The sequence below is a fragment of the Clostridioides sp. LIBA-6822 genome (assembly GCF_056688955.1).
Genome location: NZ_CP196995.1, coordinates 2,478,702 through 2,497,977 on the forward strand (window position 1 = coordinate 2,478,702; position 19,276 = coordinate 2,497,977).

The 19,276-nt window shown below is 29.3% G+C and carries 16 protein-coding genes; 2 read left to right on the top strand and 14 right to left on the bottom strand.

The window, feature by feature from the left end; genetic code table 11:
- Positions 1–709: 709 nt before the first annotated feature.
- From ACTG48_RS11910 to ACTG48_RS11940, 7 genes are all read right to left on the bottom strand, one after another.
- On the bottom strand, positions 710–2,215 hold the full coding sequence (locus tag ACTG48_RS11910) for a hypothetical protein (RefSeq protein WP_479916943.1): 1,506 nt from the start codon (positions 2,213–2,215) through the stop codon (positions 710–712).
- Positions 2,212–2,892 (bottom strand): beta-phosphoglucomutase, encoded by a 681-nt coding sequence (pgmB, locus tag ACTG48_RS11915; protein ID WP_021385051.1) that lies wholly within the window; start codon positions 2,890–2,892, stop codon positions 2,212–2,214. The genes ACTG48_RS11910 and pgmB overlap by 4 nt, the downstream gene beginning before the upstream one ends.
- Before the next feature lie 94 nt (positions 2,893–2,986).
- Entirely contained in the window at positions 2,987–3,871 is an 885-nt protein-coding gene (locus tag ACTG48_RS11920) for a hypothetical protein (protein WP_479916944.1), read from the bottom strand.
- Between the two features lie 236 nt (positions 3,872–4,107).
- Positions 4,108–5,991 carry a glycoside hydrolase family 13 protein gene (locus ACTG48_RS11925; RefSeq protein WP_479916945.1) on the bottom strand — a complete coding sequence of 628 codons (1,884 nt, stop codon included), beginning with the start codon at positions 5,989–5,991 and terminating at the stop codon, positions 4,108–4,110.
- A 256-nt stretch (positions 5,992–6,247) separates the two neighbouring features.
- Positions 6,248–7,069: a histidinol-phosphatase HisJ family protein gene (locus ACTG48_RS11930; RefSeq protein WP_479916946.1), complete on the bottom strand. Its 822-nt coding sequence runs from the start codon at positions 7,067–7,069 to the stop codon at positions 6,248–6,250.
- A gap of 176 nt (positions 7,070–7,245) precedes the next feature.
- Positions 7,246–7,599: a hypothetical protein gene (locus ACTG48_RS11935; protein ID WP_479916947.1), complete on the bottom strand. Its 354-nt coding sequence runs from the start codon at positions 7,597–7,599 to the stop codon at positions 7,246–7,248.
- 68 nt (positions 7,600–7,667) lie between these two features.
- Positions 7,668–9,110, bottom strand: a complete 1,443-nt coding sequence (locus ACTG48_RS11940; protein ID WP_479916948.1) for a cell wall-binding repeat-containing protein — start codon at positions 9,108–9,110, stop codon at positions 7,668–7,670.
- A 610-nt stretch (positions 9,111–9,720) separates the two neighbouring features.
- Here ACTG48_RS11940 and ACTG48_RS11945 point away from each other — a divergent pair.
- Complete coding sequence (locus ACTG48_RS11945; RefSeq protein ID WP_021385053.1) at positions 9,721–10,932, top strand: ROK family transcriptional regulator; 1,212 nt, start codon at positions 9,721–9,723, stop codon at positions 10,930–10,932.
- A gap of 91 nt (positions 10,933–11,023) precedes the next feature.
- The gene (locus ACTG48_RS11950) at positions 11,024–11,539 is read left to right on the top strand and encodes a ferritin (protein ID WP_021385062.1); all 516 of its coding nucleotides are present in this window, start codon (positions 11,024–11,026) and stop codon (positions 11,537–11,539) included.
- Positions 11,540–11,801: 262 nt separating this feature from the next.
- Here the strand turns inward: ACTG48_RS11950 and ACTG48_RS11955 are convergent, their stop codons facing one another.
- The 7 genes from ACTG48_RS11955 to ACTG48_RS11985 form a co-directional block, all read right to left on the bottom strand.
- A complete protein-coding gene (locus ACTG48_RS11955; protein ID WP_021385080.1) occupies positions 11,802–13,901 on the bottom strand; it encodes an acetate--CoA ligase family protein in 2,100 nt (699 codons plus the stop codon).
- Positions 13,902–14,024: 123 nt separating this feature from the next.
- On the bottom strand, positions 14,025–14,564 hold the full coding sequence (locus ACTG48_RS11960; protein WP_021385071.1) for a 2-oxoacid:acceptor oxidoreductase family protein: 540 nt from the start codon (positions 14,562–14,564) through the stop codon (positions 14,025–14,027).
- A gap of 2 nt (positions 14,565–14,566) precedes the next feature.
- A complete protein-coding gene (locus ACTG48_RS11965) occupies positions 14,567–15,307 on the bottom strand; it encodes a thiamine pyrophosphate-dependent enzyme (RefSeq protein WP_021385054.1) in 741 nt (246 codons plus the stop codon).
- Between the two features lies 1 nt (position 15,308).
- Positions 15,309–16,358, bottom strand: coding sequence for a 3-methyl-2-oxobutanoate dehydrogenase subunit VorB (gene vorB / locus ACTG48_RS11970; protein WP_021385064.1), 1,050 nt, complete (start codon positions 16,356–16,358; stop codon positions 15,309–15,311).
- Positions 16,359–16,380: 22 nt separating this feature from the next.
- Positions 16,381–16,593, bottom strand: a complete 213-nt coding sequence (locus ACTG48_RS11975) for a 4Fe-4S binding protein (RefSeq protein ID WP_479916949.1) — start codon at positions 16,591–16,593, stop codon at positions 16,381–16,383.
- A gap of 32 nt (positions 16,594–16,625) precedes the next feature.
- Positions 16,626–17,729, bottom strand: coding sequence for a histidinol-phosphate transaminase (gene hisC / locus ACTG48_RS11980; RefSeq protein WP_479916950.1), 1,104 nt, complete (start codon positions 17,727–17,729; stop codon positions 16,626–16,628).
- Positions 17,730–17,840: 111 nt separating this feature from the next.
- Positions 17,841–19,271, bottom strand: coding sequence for an MFS transporter (locus ACTG48_RS11985; RefSeq protein WP_479916951.1), 1,431 nt, complete (start codon positions 19,269–19,271; stop codon positions 17,841–17,843).
- Positions 19,272–19,276: the final 5 nt, after the last annotated feature.

Below are 19,276 nucleotides of genomic sequence, written 5' to 3' on the forward strand. Positions count from 1 at the left end.
ATTTTATCAATTAAATTACATTGATAATTCATAATACTACAAACGGAGAACTAATTCAACATATTTTTCCATTTTTGTCAATGCATATTTTAATAAATATATGCAAAGTTTATTTTATATATATTGAATTTTATATATATTGTGAAATTTAATTTCCTTACTACTATATCATTGGCTTGTTAAGAGCCTCCATATCATTAGCTTTCCACGTTCCAATAAATCTATCTTTACATATGACCTTAGGTTTCTCATATAGCCCAGTTCTAACAATATTGCCTTTAACAATATAAGGTATTTCATAACGAAAAATCTTACTTTACCTCTAGAACAGTCTTTTGAAGACTCCTTTGCATTTCTACAAAGCCGAATTATTGAGCCGTACATTCTGAGATTCGTCAGTGCTTTTTACACACATACTAACCATAGCCATTTTATAGACACCCAACCTATTCTTTGTAATTGACTACCTCTAGCCCCATTTCCTGTTTCTCTATAGATTCTATAGTTGGGTTCAGACCGTTAGAACCTCGTCAATCGACATAGCGAATCATATAGAGCCTTAGGTTACAATCCTGGCTGACTTTACCGAGCTTATGACCTCATATCTTAACATATGATAGCCATTCGGAGTATTAGTGTTAGCCCTTCAAGGCGTTACCCTATCATTTGACTAATTGATTTATCAGTTCTACTTAATAAATTGAAGTTATTAAGCGATATAACTTTTCATTATATAACGTGTCGCACTTTCATACTCATTTGGACCAGTTACACCATGTATCATATACAAATCTTTTTTTATAGATAAATGAACTCTACTAGCCCAAAATCTAGCTATTTCTATTATTACATCTATTCCTTTTTCTTTTATGTATTCAAAGTCACCTGTATAATTTGTATAATTATATATTGCATATACGATACTTCCATTTCGGTGTATTTCTTCAAATGTTATCTCCCACTCATTATGGCATTCTACTCCATCAAATGTAACCATTGGATATAAGGCACCTTTAAGTCCTAGTTTTTTTGCATTATCTTTTGCTTGCTCCAATTGATTATATCTATATTCCAGAAGGTTTCTAGTTACTTTCTTATCTGCTACCCCTAGATATACTGGAACACAAAATGCTTCTGTATCCCAATAAGTAGCCCCTCCATACTTTTCTCCAGTAAAGCCTTTTGGACCTATATTCAATCTTGAATCTTCTCCATAATATGTTGAAAATAGTTGAAATAAATTGTATCGTATGCCTTGTTGACTGCTTTTATCTCCATTTATTTTTACATCTGCACTTTGCCATCTTTCATTCCATAATTTGATATGTTCATTTAATATATCATTATAACCTTTAGGTATTTCTCTATTTAAAATATCTTCACATTTTCTTAATAACTCACTTTCCTTATAATCTCTAGTTGAAGTTATAGATACATATTTTTCTATACTAGCAACCTCATTTTTTAGAATATCCATTGTTATTGAATTCTCACAGTAATTATAGTCATTTGTATGAGATATGTCTTTTATCTTACCACTTGCCTTAATATGCATCATTGCACCCACAGTAAATACTGGTGTATTAAATGCATTTTCCTTTGTTCTAGAAAGTATGCTTCCTTGATATTCTAAAGAACTTGAAGAAACTCCATTCCAAAACTCTTCCTCATAATTTGAATCTTCATTTTTTATGTTTGAATCTAAATATGGTATGAACTTTATTTTAGCATCAGAATTTAATGCTTTTATACTGTATTTAATTACTGCTAACTCCTTAACTGATATGCTTAAAAATCTAGTAATGTTAACTTCAAATTTTTTATTATTTATGTGTACAATAAATCTACGATTTAAAATACCATTTTTCATATCTAGTTCTCTATAAAAATCTTCAATTTTACATTTTGCTAAATCTAATTCTACATCATCTATGAAAATTCTTATCCCTATATAGTTGACTGAATTAGGAATTTTACCAAAGTACTCTGGATATCCATTTTTCCACCATCCAACACGAGTTTTATCTGGAAACCATACTCCAGCTATATAAGAACCCTTATGAGTATATCCACTATAGTTTTCCTCATAGTTTCCTCTCATACCCATGTAACCATTACCTATACTCATTATAGATTCTGCTAATCTATTTTCTTTGATTTCAATTTTGTCTTGTGTAATCTTCCATTCATCTATATTATTAAATAAACATTTCATATAATTCTCCTAACCATATACTCATTATACTTTTCTTGTATATATTCAAAATTTAATTGACTTGTTGATTCTACAACTAAATTTGCTTTTTTTAAATTCTCATAGTTTCCAACTCCAACAGAAAACATATTAGCAGAGTTTATAGCATCTATCCCTGCATTTGCATCTTCTATTCCTATACAATTTTGGGGATTTACATCAAGTCCTTTTGCTGACATAAGAAATATATCTGGATGTGGTTTGCTATTTTTACATTTTCCTGCATCAGCTATAAAATCAAATTTATCACTTATACCCAAATGATTTAATACATTTGTTGCATTCTTACTTGCAGAAGATAAGCCTATTTTTATATTATTAGATTTTATATCACTTAACAAACTTTCTATTCCAGGCAAAATATCATTTGAATTTATCTCATCTATTAATGATACATAATTATTATTTTTTTCTTCAGCCATTTTCAATTTTTCTTCTTCTGAAAATAAGTATTTTTTATTTCCAAATTCTAATATTCTATCCAACGACTCCATTCTGCTTATTCCTTTTAAAGATTCATTAAATTTTGTATCTATATCTATACCAACATTATGTGCTAGTTTTTTCCAAGCCATATAGTGATAGTATGCAGTATCTGTAATTACACCATCTAAATCAAATATAAATGCTTCAATCATTCTTATTTCCTCTTTCTACAAGAATTTTTTAAACTAATAATCAATTTATTTTATATCCTATCTCTTGTATTTAAGATATTTTTTATGGAATTATCTATTCTAATTTAGTCTTTAATTCAAAATCCATTTCCATTTTACTTTCTTGTACACCTTGTTTTTTTATCGTTCTACAAAAATTCGACCACATTACTCCAGAAAAAGCATTTAAATAGTTTATGTTACAAATAAATTTTCCTTTTTCAATTTCTTTTTTATACAATTTTGGTCCAACCATATACACTGGAAATATAGCCCATGCTTCTTTTCCTCTGTATTTTTTTGCAAATTTTGTATAGTTTTCATTCTTCATAACACACACTAAAAATACACATATGAACGGATTTTGTTGAACATCTATACCAAAAGAAAAAGATATATCTGTTTCCAACTCTTTTTCTATTTTATATAGATTTTCCTGAATCTGATTTTCAAGTTTTCGTGAAGCTTCATTACAAAACTCTTTAATTTCATTATATGAAATTGGAACCCATAATGGAGTATCTGATATATAGTCTATGGCTTTATTATCAAAAGGTAACCCTCTTCGCTTCATTTCAGCTATAGCAGACATATAATTTTTATCAGATATAAAAAAAGTTACAATTTTATTTTTATCCACATATATCTTGACTGGACACCCTTGCTTCTTGTTATTTATTGAAATTTTAGTGATATCATGATATGAATACTCTTTTTCACTTCCCATACATTTACGAACTTTAATACTATGTAAGTCAAAAATAATATACTTTCTCATATAATTGATAATTGAAGCTAATCCATACATTGTAAATACAAAAGTAATTAGCACTATATAATATAATTTAATATATACAAGAAATACATTTATAATAATTCCAATTAATAAAAATGTAACTCCCAAAATTAGATTTACAACCCCAGATTTTACTATAACTATATGCTCTTTATAGTCATTCATATCTTTACTTCCTCCTACCTATTCAGTAATTACTTGTTTTTACTAAATTACAGAATGATTAGAAGTGTTAACATTTATTTTTATTCAAATAAAAAATTTACTTCATTTATTTTACTACAAATAGTTTCTTTATAAAATTGTACTGCATTTGTTTATCATGATTAATAATGTTTTTTTAATAGTATAAAACTTTATCATGAAATTATCATGAACTCTAAAATAAATACGTTTTTATATTATTTTAAAATGAGGAACTTGTATTTTTTTAATATTATTTCTTCTTTTAAATCTACTATTTTTTCTTCATATAAATCTTTTGATTTTCTATTTGCCAAATAATCTGGCAATTTTAAAGTTATATCTCTAGATGAATTATTTATTATTACAGAAATGGATTCTTTTCTTAATAAAATTGTTCCATTTTCCTTATCTACTAATACCCATTCATTAGACATAGACCTAAGTTCTTTATTTTCTTTACGAAGTCTAATAATCTTCTTCATAAAATCAAATATATCCTTATTCCATTTTTCTTCATTCCATTCCATACATTTTCTTTGTCCTTCAGATATTGAACTTAGTTCTCCTTCCATTCCAATTTCGTCACCATAGTATATACAAGGACTCCCTGATTGTATAAACATAAACAAATATGCGAGTTTAACTCTATCAATATTTCCACTAGCATAATTCAGTATCCTTGTAGTATCATGGCTTCCAAGTAAATTAAAAGTAACTTCACTAACTTGCATTGGATAACTTACCATTATATCATTTATCATGTATTTAAATTCTTCAGCATTTATCTCATCTGTACAAAAGAATTTTTTCATAGCTTCTGACATCAAATAGTTCATAACTGAATCAAATTGGTCACCCATTAACCATGGTAAACTACCATGCCAAATTTCTCCTAGTATATATACCTCTGGTTTTATTTTTTTAATTTCTTCTCTAAACTTTCTCCAAAAAACATGGTCTACTTCATTTGAGACATCCAATCTCCATGCATCTATATCAAATTCTTGTATCCAGTACTTACCTACACTCAATAAGTATTCTATTACTTCTGAATTTTCTGTATTAAGTTTAGGCATATATTTTTCACATCCAAAGGTCTCATAGGGTATGTTTTTTTCATCTATTTGTTCTATTGGAGTATCAATTTTACTCATATCTTTTATATAAAACCACTCTTTGTATCTAGAGTTTTCCTTATTTTTAACTACATCTTGCCACTGTTTAGAATAATATCCTATATGATTAAAAACAGCATCCAACATTATTTTTATATTTCTCTTATGAGCTTCTTTTATTAGTTTTTTTAAAGTCTCTTTATTCCCTAATAAAGGGTCTATCTCCATATAATCTATCGTATCGTATCTATGATTTGTATTTCCAACTGTAATAGGGCAAAAATAAATTCCATTTATCCCTAAATCACTCAAATAATCTAAGTGTTCTATCACACCTTGTAAATCTCCACCTGTAAAATTATCTCTTGTTGGAATAGCTCCCCATTCGTCCACTCCTTCTGGATTTATAGATGGGTCACCATTTGCAAATCTATCTGGGAATATCTGGTACCAAACAGTTTCTTTCACCCAATTTGGTACCTTGGGTATATCTATATAATTTAAATATGGATATCCAAAAAAATTACTTATTTCGCACAATTCTTTTTCATCACTTTCATTTCCCAACTCTATTATTCTTTTTTCTGTGAATAGAATCTTTTCTTCTTGACCTTCTACTATAAACCCATATCTTGAGCGTTTATTTAAGGGTTTGCACTTAGCTATCCAGTAATCAAATAATTCGGTTTCCAATTCTTTATCCATTATTATATTTGAGCCACCAGACCAGCCAATTCCAGATGCATTTAAATTTCCTCCTCCTGCACCACCTTTATCCCATACATATTGGTCTCCTATTCTTAAAATTACTTTTTTTGCTTCATTTTTTTTAGTTCTAAGTCTTATATGTAATGTTTCTTTATCATAACCATAGGCATAGTTGCTCATAGGTATATGTAATATAGCTTCTTTTGTTAAATTTTTTTGAGTAGTTTTTTTGATTGGATTGCTTAAATTTATACTCTCTTTATTTTTATTAGACAATTTAATTTTCTCCCTCCTTTATAATAATTTGCATAATTTAAAGATAGGTTAATATATTTTACTATTATATCACAATAAAAATATATAATAGTAAAATATATTAACGATATTCTAGCCAATTTAAAATAAATTATCTTATTGAATTTAATTCTATATAGTTATTTTTGCAAAATAAAAACCTCTAGTATTTTTCTAGAGGATACAATATTATACTATTAACTTTTTTACTATCTGTTAATTAATCTCAAAACATACTCTAAGCTATATTGTTAGATTTAACTTTTTCTATATTTACAAAATAAGTTTCTCTTTCTTTAAATAAAGATACATATTTAAAATCAAGATACTTAAGCATATCATAGGCCACATCAAAATCTTTACATATATCTTCTACTCTGTGAGAATCTGAACCTACAGTAACTATAAACCCTCCAAGCTCTTTATATCTTTTTAATATATCTTCATTTGGATGTATAGCATTTAATCCATATCTATAGCCAGAAGTATTTAGCTCTATACCACTTCCATTATTGATTATTGACTTCAAAACTTCATCAATAACATCTTTAAAATCATTGTATATAACTCTATTATCTGAATATATTCCATATCTAGATATATAATCTAAATGCCCATATATATTATAGTCTCTAAACTCACGATTAGTTTCAAGTATACTATTAAAATATTTATAATATGCATCTTCTTTGCTAAGGCCTTTAAAATACTCTTTTGATGGAACAGGTACATTATCAATTGTATGAGTTGAACACAATACGAAATCAAAAGGATTAGAATTTATTATTTCCTCTATTTCATTTTTTAGATGTTTTCTATAACCAACTTCAACTCCTAATAATAACTCTATGTCCTTTTTATACTTTTCTTTGAATTTATTGAACACTGGAACATAGTCATTATAATTAATGCAAAAATCTCTATCTTCATCATGCTCTAAATGGTCTGTAAAAGTTAAATATCTAACGCCAATACTTATAGCTTTTTTTATTGTATCTTCCATTGAATCCTTTCCATCACTTGAAAAATTAGTATGAATATGATTATCTATTAAATTCATATTATCCCTCCCTTTATTTTATCTATCTCAATTATACTACGAGTTCATTGTATACAAGTGTTAAAAGAATATTATAAGAGTTAAATTTTATTTACATACTTTTACATAAAAAAGAAGCCTCTATTTTTGATTTTAGAAAATCATTAAAGACACTTCTCTTTCATACGCTTTCTTATTTAACTTCTAAAAGTCTTAATTTTGTAATAGAGTTTACCAGTTATATGCCCAATCATATAGAAACCTGCATAAAGTAAAACATATACATATGCTGAATCATTTAAAAATATATACATTAATATTATATAAGTTACTAAAGACACTACAAGTGATAAAATCCAATTAGTTTTATTTAATACACAAACTATCCCCTGTATTAAAAAGGCAACTGGAAAAATTAATACCATCCCTATTACGAAAATCCCTTTAGCTTGAACATTTGGTATATTAAATATATCTGTAGCAAAGGTTAAAAACATTAATATCATTATAATTGTGGGAAATATGATACTAAAAATATTATTCTTTTTCACAATAATCATTCCTTATTTGTCTGCTATTTTATAAGCTTTAATAAGCATATCTTAAATTAATGCTTTAATTACTTTGTAGCTTCAATTTCCCCCATCATTCTAACTAAATCTTGTCCATATTGACCTCCAGCCCAATTATTAGAAAGACCTTCAACTGTTTTAGCTTTCCCAAGTAAAGATTTTTCATGTCTAGGGTCTACTGGATTTGAAAGTGGATAACCATCTTGTCCTGCATATAAACATAAATGTTGAATTTGAGCTAATATTCCTTCTTCCCACGTATCAAATCTTGAGTGGGCATTCTTATCAGTATCAGAACCTCCTGAAGAAGTCTTAAGTCCACAAGGATTCTTGAATGATGCATCTAATACCCCACCAAAATTACAAAAACCAGTTTCTTTTGCAGATTGAGCTACTGCTAATACAGGATTTACACCTTCTTGAACAGCAGTATCATACAGTATTGGTATTAATTCTATAAATAAATCATTAGCTCTTTTAGATTTAGCCCATTTTAAACAAGCCTCTAAACTGGCTGTTGGTTCACCTAATATGCTTGTCTCATTTTTCATAGGAGAGTCACCTTTTGTAGATGAGTCACCATTATTCTGTGCAGCAGAAACACATTTATTATATATGCTATCACTTATTGTACCTAATCTAGTAATTTTGTCTGCTCCTGCTAATATAGATTTATCACTACTTTCTGACACCAACACAATTGGATTTTCTTTAGCAATTGTAGAACCTGTAAGTGCATTTACTAAATCATATCCATCGCTTAAATAAAATTCTGATGCATCTGGATAAAATTCTTTTATAACTTTCTTATTTGTGTCATATCTATCTGAACCACCAAGTCTTTTAGAGTTGGTCTTATTAACTAAACTAGTACTCATAGAGATACTTCCACCTACTGCATATGATTTTACATCACTTGTTGAAAAAGGAACACTTTTTCCATCTGTAAGTACTATAGGAGCTACGTCTCTTACTGACACAGGTGCTGCACTTATAGTATCAGCTTCTCCTTTATATGCATTAGTTAATATCACTTCATCAACTTTTTTAATACTACTTACCTCTTTAGCAACGCTATAACTAGTCTTTATTCTGTCATCTCCACCTAATCTAGTTACTTGTGCTCCTGTTTTTTTAAGTTCAGTTTCTACTGACTTACTTATCGATAATTCTTTACCTATTATGTATATTTTTTTGACATTTTTTAATCGTTGTTTCGTTTCATTTGGAATGTTGTTTTTTTGTGCAAGCAAAATTGGAGCATCAACAGCACCAGCAAGACCACTTGCCGAAAGACCATCTGCTATTGAACTATCCATATTTACCATAATCGCTGTATCATAATTCTTCTTGTCTGCTATTAATCCAGCTGTCTCATATATATTGTTACCTTTAATAGTATCTGATGTTAATGCATTTACATTAGGTACATTTATTAGAAATATAGCTAATGTTAGACCTAATGCTAAAACTCTTTTAATTGTTCTCATATTCTTCCCCCTTGATATATCAAGTTTAATTCAAAAATGACTATAGCATAGTACTAAATCTACGCTATAGTCATTTATTATAATTTAATAATTATATATTTGTTATTATATCATAAATTACAAAAAGTTTCCATAATATTAGATAGATTAGAGGAAAAATTTACATTTTAGTTACAATTTCCAAGATTTTAGTTCAGGTGTACATATATTTGGTAACAATTTGTAATAAAAATCGACATTTATATCTTATATTTATTGTACTTCTTTACAAAATGAAAATTTATTGTATACAACAATATAGACTGCATATTTACATAATCTATACATTATTAAGTAAATACTTTATTAATGTCATTAAAAATACACCTTCTATCAAATTTATTATGTGTCAGGTTTTGTGATTAAGTATTTATTATTTATCCATATATCATATGTCAATTCACTTTTTCACTTTTAATTTAATTCTAACATATTTTTATATGTCTTATGATATATAATGTGATATATTCTAAGTAATGGTATTTTCAAGTAAAAAAACGTTATTCTAGTATAAAGTAATAGTATGCTTGAAAATAAATAAAACACTTAACTTTATTTAAGGAGATTTACGATGAGCAACAAGCAAGGTTCTAACATAAAAGATGTAAAAATTAAAAATAAGTTAATAATATTGAAATTACTTTCTACAAATACACCTATGTCTAGGGTTGATTTAGCAAAGTCTACAGGACTTACCAAAATGACTTTATCAAATCTAGTCACGGAACTTATTAATGAAAATATGATTAAAGAAATAGAATCATCAACTTTAAATGCACATTCATCAGGCCGTAAACCTATTTTATTGGATATTTCTAATATCTCACCTTGTATTTGTGGAATTCTGATAAGAAGAAATATATGTAAGGTAATTATTGCAGATTTGAAAGGTAATATTGTAAAACAACTTTCTGAAACTTACCCTAAATATCTATCAAACGATGTTTTAAAAGATATAATCAAAAGGATGTTTACTAAAATAATGAAGAATAATAAGAGAGATATAATTGGAATTGGTATTTCTTCAATAGGTCCAGTAGATAATATAAATGGTATTATATTAAATCCTCCAGACTTTGGAAATGTATCAAATTTAAATATAGTAAATTTTATAGAGGAAATGTCCGATTTGCCAATATTTTTGATAAATGATGCTAATTCAGGTGCCTTAGCTGAAAAAATGTATGGTTTGGGTAAAGATATATCAAATTATATATACTTACATATAATGAATGGTATCGGAGCTGGTCTGGTACTAGAAAATAGACTTCATACTGGTAATCTAGGTCAAAGCGGAGAAATAGGACATACATCTATTAATTTTAGTGGCCCATTATGTAGCTGTGGTAATAATGGATGCTTAGATTATTACACAAGTGTTAGTAATCTAATTAAAAGAATTGAGTCATTGAGCCATATTTATCCCAACTCTCCATTAATTAACTGTAAAAACTTTTCTTTAGTAAAGTTAATAGATGAAGCAAATAATAAAGATACTCTTGCCATGTTTTTGCTTGATGAATTTTGTACATATGTATCATATGCATTGGTAAATACACTTACATTGATTGATTGTAGCTCTATAATAATAGGTTACGACTTTAATATACCAGGTACATTCATAGAAAATACATTATTAAAAAAATTAACTGCTTCGGCAAGTTTTTCTAAATATAAAAAAATAAATGTAAAACATTCAAATTTTGGAGCAAATGCACCATTAATCGGCTCTATAGCTATTGTTAGCTACAAATTTTTTAATGGTAGTATAAATTTTTATTAAATATATAAAATATTTAAATACTCTTATTGAATATTTTTCCATTTAATATTATTATATTTTATAAGAGCGTTTAAAATTTGGAGGTATGAAAATGATTTCAGCTAAAATGGAAAAATTACTTAATGAGCAGATTAACCATGAATTATATTCTGCATATCTTTATCTTTCTATGTCTTCTTACCTTGAAGCAGAAGGACTTAAAGGATTTTCTAATTGGTTTTATGTTCAATATAAAGAAGAGACAGACCATGCTATGTTTTTCTACAAATATTTACATAATGTAGGAGGAAAAGTTCAACTTGATGCTATCCCAATGCCAGATTCAGACTTTACTTCTGCAATGGACATTCTTGAGCGTACGTTAGCTCATGAAAAAAAGGTTACATCTTTAATAAACAATTTAGCAGCTGTAGCAAACTCTGAGGCAGACTTTAGAACTTCTCAATTCTTACTTTGGTTTATATCTGAACAAGCAGAGGAAGAAACAAATTGTGAAGACAATATAAAGCGTGTTAAACTTGCTGGAGAAGGTGGGCTATTCTTTGTTGACCAAGAATTTGCTAATCGTACATATGCAGCCCCAACAAATCCACCTGTAACAATATAATATTTAAGACTTTTCGATATAATAAAGAAGGTGTTTTAATGAAAATCAATATTGATTCTTCTAATTAAAACACCTTTTATTATTCGTTTTATATGTAGTATTTTATTGTTTATACAGTTCTATTTTATAATTTTTAAAAATCTATTTTCACTTTAAGATACTTAAATTTAAAATTTGGGGTGACTGAAAATCACACTACTTAATTTATAAATGTGATTTTCAGCCAGTACTTTGATTATGGTTGAATACCAAAACTTATGAACTATTTATATTTAACTATTAAAGCATCTACTGCACATACACCTTTTCCCTTAGGATATACAAACACTGGATTTAAATCTATTTCCTTAACTTCATCTTTATTTTCATAAGCATATTTTCCTAACTTAACCATCATATCTGCAAGAGCTTCAACATCACAAGGCTCGCTTCCTCTATATCCATTTAAAAGCTTAAATGACTTCAATTTTCTAAGCATCATCATAGCTTCATCATGATTTATAGGTAATGGATATAAAGTAGTATCTTTAAATACTTCTACAAATACTCCTCCTAAACCAACTAGCAACATTGGACCAAATTGGTCATCATTAGTTATACCAATAATAATTTCTATACCACTTTCTACCATTTCTTGAACTAATATACCATCAATTTTAGCATCTGGTTTTTCTTTTTTTACATTAGCTAAAATCTCATTATATGCATTTATTGCCTCATCTCTATTTTTAATTCCTATTTTAACTCCTCCAACATCAGATTTATGCAATATTTCGGAAGAATTTATTTTTAAAACAACAGGATAGTTAATGTATTTTAAGATTTCATCTAATTCATCAATGCTTTTTGCATTACCTTGCCCTGGTACTGGTACTCCATACTTCTTCATCTCAATCTTACTATCTAACTCTGATAGAGCTACTACATTATTTGATTCTCTTTTCTTAACAGCCTCAAATTCTAGTGTTCTCTTTGAATAATCATAATCTACAAATTTAGCCATTTTATTAAAACAAGTAAATGTAGTTCCAACTGATGACATTATAGGCACTTGATTGTTTTCTAATCTAGTTCTATAATTTAGATATCTATTTCCTTCAAGTGTAGGAACTGCAAACACAGGCTTCTTTAATCCTTGCTCTCTTGCTTCACTTACAGCTTGACAAAGTGTCTCATGCATTTCATTTTCTTCATCTCTTATATTTGCTCCTACCATAGTAAATCCGACTCTATCATCTTTTTCAAATGTATGTAATAGACCTACTATCATATCCTTTTCATGGAATAATGCAGTTGTGGCATCTAGTGGATTTTTAGGTGTTGCAAATCCTGGAAGATATTTTTTCATTTCTTCTTTAGTTTCAGAAGATATTTCTGCAAGTTCTACACCATTTTCTTCTGCTAAATCTGCACAAATAGTATTTTCTCCTCCTGAGAAGTTTATTGCTGCAAAATTAGAATTTGTAGGTAAATTACCATCTAGAACACTAAAAGCTTGTGCTAAACACATAAATTGTTCCAGATTCTCCACAGAAATTACTCCATATTTTTCGAAAATACTTTCAAAGGCTTTACTTGAACCAGCTAAGTTTCCTGTGTGAGAAGCAGCCGAAATAGCTCCCTTTTCTGACCTTCCTGATTTCAATATTATTACTGGCTTTCTTTTTTGTGCAGCTCTTTTTAGAGCATCTATAAATTTTCGAGGATTTTTTAAACCTTCAAGATAGATGGCTATTACTGATGCATAATTATCATCTACAAGGAAGTCAACAGCATCTTCTAGCGTAACTATATTTCCATTTCCTGTTGAGAAACCATAAGATATATTAAAATAATCACTTGAAACAATCTCTGCCGTTATAAATCCACTTTGACCTACAATTCCTATGCCAGGTTTTTTGGTATCTAAATCCCATTTAGAACCTCCTGCCCAAAGGTTAACTTTATCTATACAATTTAATAATCCCATACAATTTGGACCTAATATTTTCATATCATATGTATTTGATATTTCTATAAGTTGATTTTCTAAATCTATTCCTTCTTCTGTTCCTTCTTCTGCAAATCCACTAGCATATACTACAGCTGCTTTTGTTCCCAATTCTCCAGAATCTTTTAATACAGATGGAACTATATTTCTAGGTGTACATACTACTACACAATCTACTACTTCTGGTACTTCTTGTATCGTTTTATAGCATTTTCTTCCAAATAATTCATCTCTTTTGGGATTTACATAATATACTCTATCTGTATCTTTACTTTTTACTATACTAAGTGCTGCACTTCTACCAAAACCAAGCTTATCAGTAACTCCTACTATAGCAATGCTCTTTGGTCTAATAAGTTTTTCCAAGCTCATAAATTCACTCTCCTATATTTTCATAGTTGTGATTTTAAATGAATTTTATCTCAAGATGAAACTTCTCTTGGCACTAAGGATTATTAAATCTTGAGATAAATCATTTAAGATAAGGGTAATTTATTAAATGGCGTTATTATAGCCTTCCATGAATGCTGCTTCATTTTGAATATTGAATTTACCTTTTCCTTTTTCTTCAAAGAAATCACACATAGTTTTTAAAGCTAATTCTTTTTCAAATAATCCAGTTTTCGCAATTAATGCTCCAAGCACTACTATATTTGCTGCTTTGGGATTGTTTACTTTTTGAGCTAATTCTTGACAATTTATTTTAACTGCATTTATATCTTCTCTTAATGCTATATCATCATCTATTACAGATGTATTAATAACTACTGTTCCACCTTCTTTAACTAAATTTATATAATCTAAAGATGGCTTATTCATTGCTACTAAAACGTCTATTTCTTCCATATCAGGTCCACCTATACTCTCATCAGAAAACTTTACTACACTATATGCTTTTCCACCTCTCATAGTTGGACCATATGCAGGCATCCAAGTTACTTGTTTTCCTAATTCAAGTGCTGACTCAGCTACAATTAGACCAAGAGTTAAAACTCCTTGACCACCAAATCCTGCAAATACTAACTCTTTTTCCATAATTATTCACCATCCCTTTGCTTAAATTCGCCAAGAGTGTAATATGGCACTATTTCTTCTTCCATCCACTTGATAGATTTCTCTAATGATACACCCCAGTTAGTTGGACAAGGTGCTAATATTTCAACTAATGAATATCCCTCTCCATTCAATTGAGCTTCTATTGCATTTTTTATATATTTTTTTAGATTAATTATTTCTTTTGGACTATGAACTGAACCTCTTGCTACATACGCTACATCAAAGAAGTCTGCCATCATTTCAGGAACTTTTAATGGGCTACCAGTAGTGTTTATATCTCTTCCGTCTACACTTGTTGTTGTAACTTGACCTGGCATAGTAGTCCATGACATCTGTCCGCCAGTCATAGCAAAGTTATTGTTATTTATTACAAATACAGTCACATTATGATTTCTATATGCAGTATTTAAAGTTTCAGAAAGACCTATAACATAAGCATCTCCATCACCTTGATAAGTCATTACTAATGTTTCTGGAAGTGCTACTTTAATTCCTATAGCTGTGGATGAAGCTCTACCATGTGCAGTTTGCATCTTATCTCCATTCCAGCTAAAATTCATATTACAAACACAACCAACTCCTAAAGTTAATACATGATTTTTTTCATATCCATGTTCTTCTATTACTTCTGCTATTATACGGTTTACTATTCCATGACCACAACCTGGGCAAAATTTGTTTGGTATTGAAACAACGCTAGGTGTTAACTTTTCTGTAGCCATATTAGAACACCTCCTTGATTTCGCCAGATTTTATTTTGCTATAAGTGTCCATTACTTGCAGTGTTTTTGGTATATGATTTCCACTGAATAATCCATAAACAGGCACATTTTCTTTACATACTTTCTTTGAAGCTAAAGCAACATCTTCTACTAGTTGACCTGTATCTGTTGACTCTACTGAAATAAATCCTTTTACATTCTTATTTACCTTTTCAAATGCCTTATATGGGAATGGCCACACTGTTATTGGTCTTATTATTCCAACTTTTTCACCTTGTTCTCTAAGTCTTCTAACAGCATTCATAGTTGTTCTTGATGGTATACCGAACGCTACAAACACATATTCCGCATCTTCGACTTGATAATCTTCCCATTGTTGTTCATTTTCAGTTATTCTCATACGCTTTTCCATACAAAAAGCTGGTTTTTGATTATCTGCAACTTTTGCATGGTCTCTATTACTTCCATCATAAGTCCAACCTAAATCTTCTTCTCTCTTCTTGAACTCTGGAAACTCTACCGGTTCCATCATTTGACCTAAAGCCGCTTCTGTCAAAATTTCAACAGGCACTCTGTATTTCTCCGCTACATCAAACGAATTATACATTAAATCTACAGTTTCTTGGATACTGTTTGGTGCATAAACAATTAAATGATAATCTCCATTTCCTCCCCCTCTAGTATCCCTTAAATAATCTGTCTGTGCTGAATCTAGCGAACCAAGCCCAGGCCCCCATCTTTGTACATTTACGATTACACAAGGATAGTGATTTGCACATAAATATGAAATTCCTTCTTGTTTTAAAGATATTCCTGGTCCTGAAGAACTTGTCATAGACCTCATTCCACTTGCATATGCTCCATATACCATATATATAGCAGCCATTTCATTTTCAGATTGTATAAAAGTTCTTCCAAGTTCAGACATTCTATGTGATAAAAATTCCATTACCTCTGTTTGAGGTGTAATTGGATATCCTGCATAAAACTCACAACCACCTCTTAGAGCTGCTTCTGCAATGGCGTGGTTCCCCTTCCACATCTTTTTCATATTATCCCAACTCCTTCTAAGCCTATTGACATGCTTCTTCTTTAATTATTTCAAAAACATTATCTGGACATACTTGATAGCAAATTCCACAAAGTATGCATTTACTTTCATCAACTTCTACATGAGCATATCCTTCTTTATTTATGTTATCTGATATTTTTAATGCTCCTTTTTTACAAGATATAACGCAGTATTCACAACTTTTACATCTCTCTGCGTTTATTTTTAAGCTCATATCTACACCCCATTTCGTAATATTTCTATCTATTATCCAATGCTTGGTTCTTCTTTAAGATTTAATATTTCCTTTAAAACTGCTACAAATTTTTGGTTTTCTTCCATAGTTCCAATACTTACACGTGCATGTGTAGCATTTGGTCTTATTACAAAACCTCTTTTTTTCAAATCTTCAAATAGCTTTGGTATATCTGTTTTCATGTCTACATAAAGGAAGTTTGATTGTGAATCTACAACATCAAATCCCATTTTTGCGAACTCTTCCTTAAAATAAGCCATTCCAGCTCTATTCAAGTCATATGTTTCTTTTATAAATTCATCATCATCAAGTGCTGCTGTTGCTCCACTTATAGCAACACGATTTGCAGAGAAAGGCTCTTTTACTGTAAATAAAGTTCTTATTATCTCATCTTTAGCAATACCATATCCTACTCTAAGACCTGCAAGACCATATATTTTAGAGAAAGTTCTTGTTACTATAACATTGTAATTTTCTCTTACATACTTAAGTCCATCTACATAATTAGGTACTGTTAAAAATTCTATATATGCTTCATCCAATATAGTTATAATATTTTCAGGTACTTTCTTTAAAAATGCTTCTAACTCTTTATCATCTACAATTGTTCCTGTTGGATTATTAGGATTACATACACATATTAATTTTGTCTTATCTGTAATCTTGTCTAATATGCCTTGTAAATCATATTTATAGTCTTTTGTTAAAGGTACTTCTACTGGTATTCCTTCATTTTTTACAGTTGCAGTTCTATATGATGGGAATGTTGGGTCACAGTATATAACCTCATCCCCTCTATTTATAAAAGCTTCACCTATTAGCGTGATAACGTTATCCGCACCATTAGCAACAATAAAGTTTTCTGGTTTTAAATCTAACTTGTCAGCTAATTTTCTTCTAAGTTCATTCGCTTCTGGTTCTGGATAAAGTTGACCTTGTTTTAGCATTTCAATCATAGCTTCCATTGCTTTTGGTGATGGTCCTAGAGGATTTTCATTTGAAGCTAGTTTTATTATTTCTTTTACACCATATTTCTCTTTAACTTTTTCTATTGGTTCACCTGGAACGTATTGATGTAACTCTTTTACTGTATTTCTCAATAATTTTTCTATCATTTTTAAAAGCCCCCTCTATATATGTATTTTCATTTATATAAACGCCATTGCGTCTACTTACTTTAATATCTTAAAATTAATCATCTATTTAAATCTCTTTTAATTAGGTAATTAGGCATTTCTTTGATTTAATTCTTCTCTTATTTGATTTAGTTTCTTGTCACTCACTGGATATAAGATGGCTATAACAACAGCTATTATTAAAGGGATTGCCATAGAATAAGAAATCATATTTATGAAACCACTTTTAACTGCTTCTGTAACTACCATATCAGCTTGATATCCCATTGAATTCATCAAAATTGTTCTTATAGTAGTTGCAAGTAATACACCTACTTGTATTGCAACTGGATATAGTGACATACTTAGACCAGGTAAGTCTTTTCCTGATTTCCAGTGTCCATAATCACAAGAACCAGCAAAGAAGTTAAGATTTATTATTGATACTACATTTGAAAAACCACCACCAATTGCCAGTAACATAGTTACACCTAAAGTAGTCTTTCCCCAAGGAGTCCATGCAACCAACAAGTGACATATTGCACATATAGAAAAAGAAATTATTGATGCTAATTTTTGCTCTCTACAGATTTTTATAAATATTGGTGCGAAAAACATGAACGCTACACTTACTAAAGGCATTATTGCTAAAAATACAGCTAATCCACGTTCATCTTCTATTACATATTTAAAATAATATGGAGCTAAAGGTCCTAATCCTATAGATCTTATACATATAAGAAATTCTAGACAAAATGCCATCATAAGTGGAACGTTAGTAAATAGAGCTTTTGCCATTTCACTTGCTTTAATCTTTGGTTTTTCTTCTTTTTGAAGAACCTCATCTTCTGCACCAGATCTTATTATCTCTGTTGAAGAAAACCAAAATACTAAAAGACATCCTGCTGCAAAGAATAAATAGGTACCTAGATAACCCATTCCTTCTCCACCTAATACATCTGCAAATAAAACTAATAATAACGGATATGAAAAACCTACTAAGAATTTACCAACTTCTTTAAATATATTCGTAGTAGTTGAGCCTATAACTCTGTCTCTAGGCGTTTTAGCAACCACAGGGTAAATAGCATAAATTATAGTAAAAACTACCTGTTGAGCACAAGATGCTATTAATAATAAAGCGGTCATTAAAGGTAAAAGTAATGCTGGACTTATTTTCATCAATGGGACTATGAAAAATATACCATATGTCAATGCTAATGCTGCGGGTGTATATCTAAGCCATGGATAATATTTTCCTTTTTTGAATGGTTGTTTGTCAAATACTGTACCTGTTATAGGAGCTACAGCAATTTTTATGAAAGATTGTACAATTTGCATACCACCTGCCATAATTACACCAAGTTTTGCTACATCAGTTAAAAAGATATTTGTTACTGTTGATACAAAGTAACCTATAAAATTGTATGCTAGGTTTATAGAACTTGAATATGTGTATATTGCTCTCTTCTTAGGGTCTCTCATATCATCTCTAAAATTCGATATAAGATTTCCTTTTGGTTTGCTTTCTTGACTACTCACATCTA

Excerpts from the sequence above, each read along its gene's own strand:
- ACTG48_RS11910 (WP_479916943.1), bottom strand. The coding sequence starts at position 2,215 with ATGAAATGTTTATTTAATAATATAGATGAATGGAAGATTACACAAGAC.
- pgmB (WP_021385051.1), bottom strand. The coding sequence starts at position 2,892 with ATGATTGAAGCATTTATATTTGATTTAGATGGTGTAATTACAGATACT.
- ACTG48_RS11920 (WP_479916944.1), bottom strand. The coding sequence starts at position 3,871 with ATGAATGACTATAAAGAGCATATAGTTATAGTAAAATCTGGGGTTGTA.
- ACTG48_RS11930 (WP_479916946.1), bottom strand. The coding sequence starts at position 7,069 with ATGAATTTAATAGATAATCATATTCATACTAATTTTTCAAGTGATGGA.
- ACTG48_RS11940 (WP_479916948.1), bottom strand. The coding sequence starts at position 9,110 with ATGAGAACAATTAAAAGAGTTTTAGCATTAGGTCTAACATTAGCTATA.
- ACTG48_RS11945 (WP_021385053.1), top strand. The coding sequence starts at position 9,721 with ATGAGCAACAAGCAAGGTTCTAACATAAAAGATGTAAAAATTAAAAAT.
- ACTG48_RS11950 (WP_021385062.1), top strand. The coding sequence starts at position 11,024 with ATGATTTCAGCTAAAATGGAAAAATTACTTAATGAGCAGATTAACCAT.
- ACTG48_RS11955 (WP_021385080.1), bottom strand. The coding sequence starts at position 13,901 with ATGAGCTTGGAAAAACTTATTAGACCAAAGAGCATTGCTATAGTAGGA.
- ACTG48_RS11960 (WP_021385071.1), bottom strand. The coding sequence starts at position 14,564 with ATGGAAAAAGAGTTAGTATTTGCAGGATTTGGTGGTCAAGGAGTTTTA.
- ACTG48_RS11965 (WP_021385054.1), bottom strand. The coding sequence starts at position 15,307 with ATGGCTACAGAAAAGTTAACACCTAGCGTTGTTTCAATACCAAACAAA.
- vorB (WP_021385064.1), bottom strand. The coding sequence starts at position 16,358 with ATGAAAAAGATGTGGAAGGGGAACCACGCCATTGCAGAAGCAGCTCTA.
- ACTG48_RS11975 (WP_479916949.1), bottom strand. The coding sequence starts at position 16,593 with ATGAGCTTAAAAATAAACGCAGAGAGATGTAAAAGTTGTGAATACTGC.
- hisC (WP_479916950.1), bottom strand. The coding sequence starts at position 17,729 with ATGATAGAAAAATTATTGAGAAATACAGTAAAAGAGTTACATCAATAC.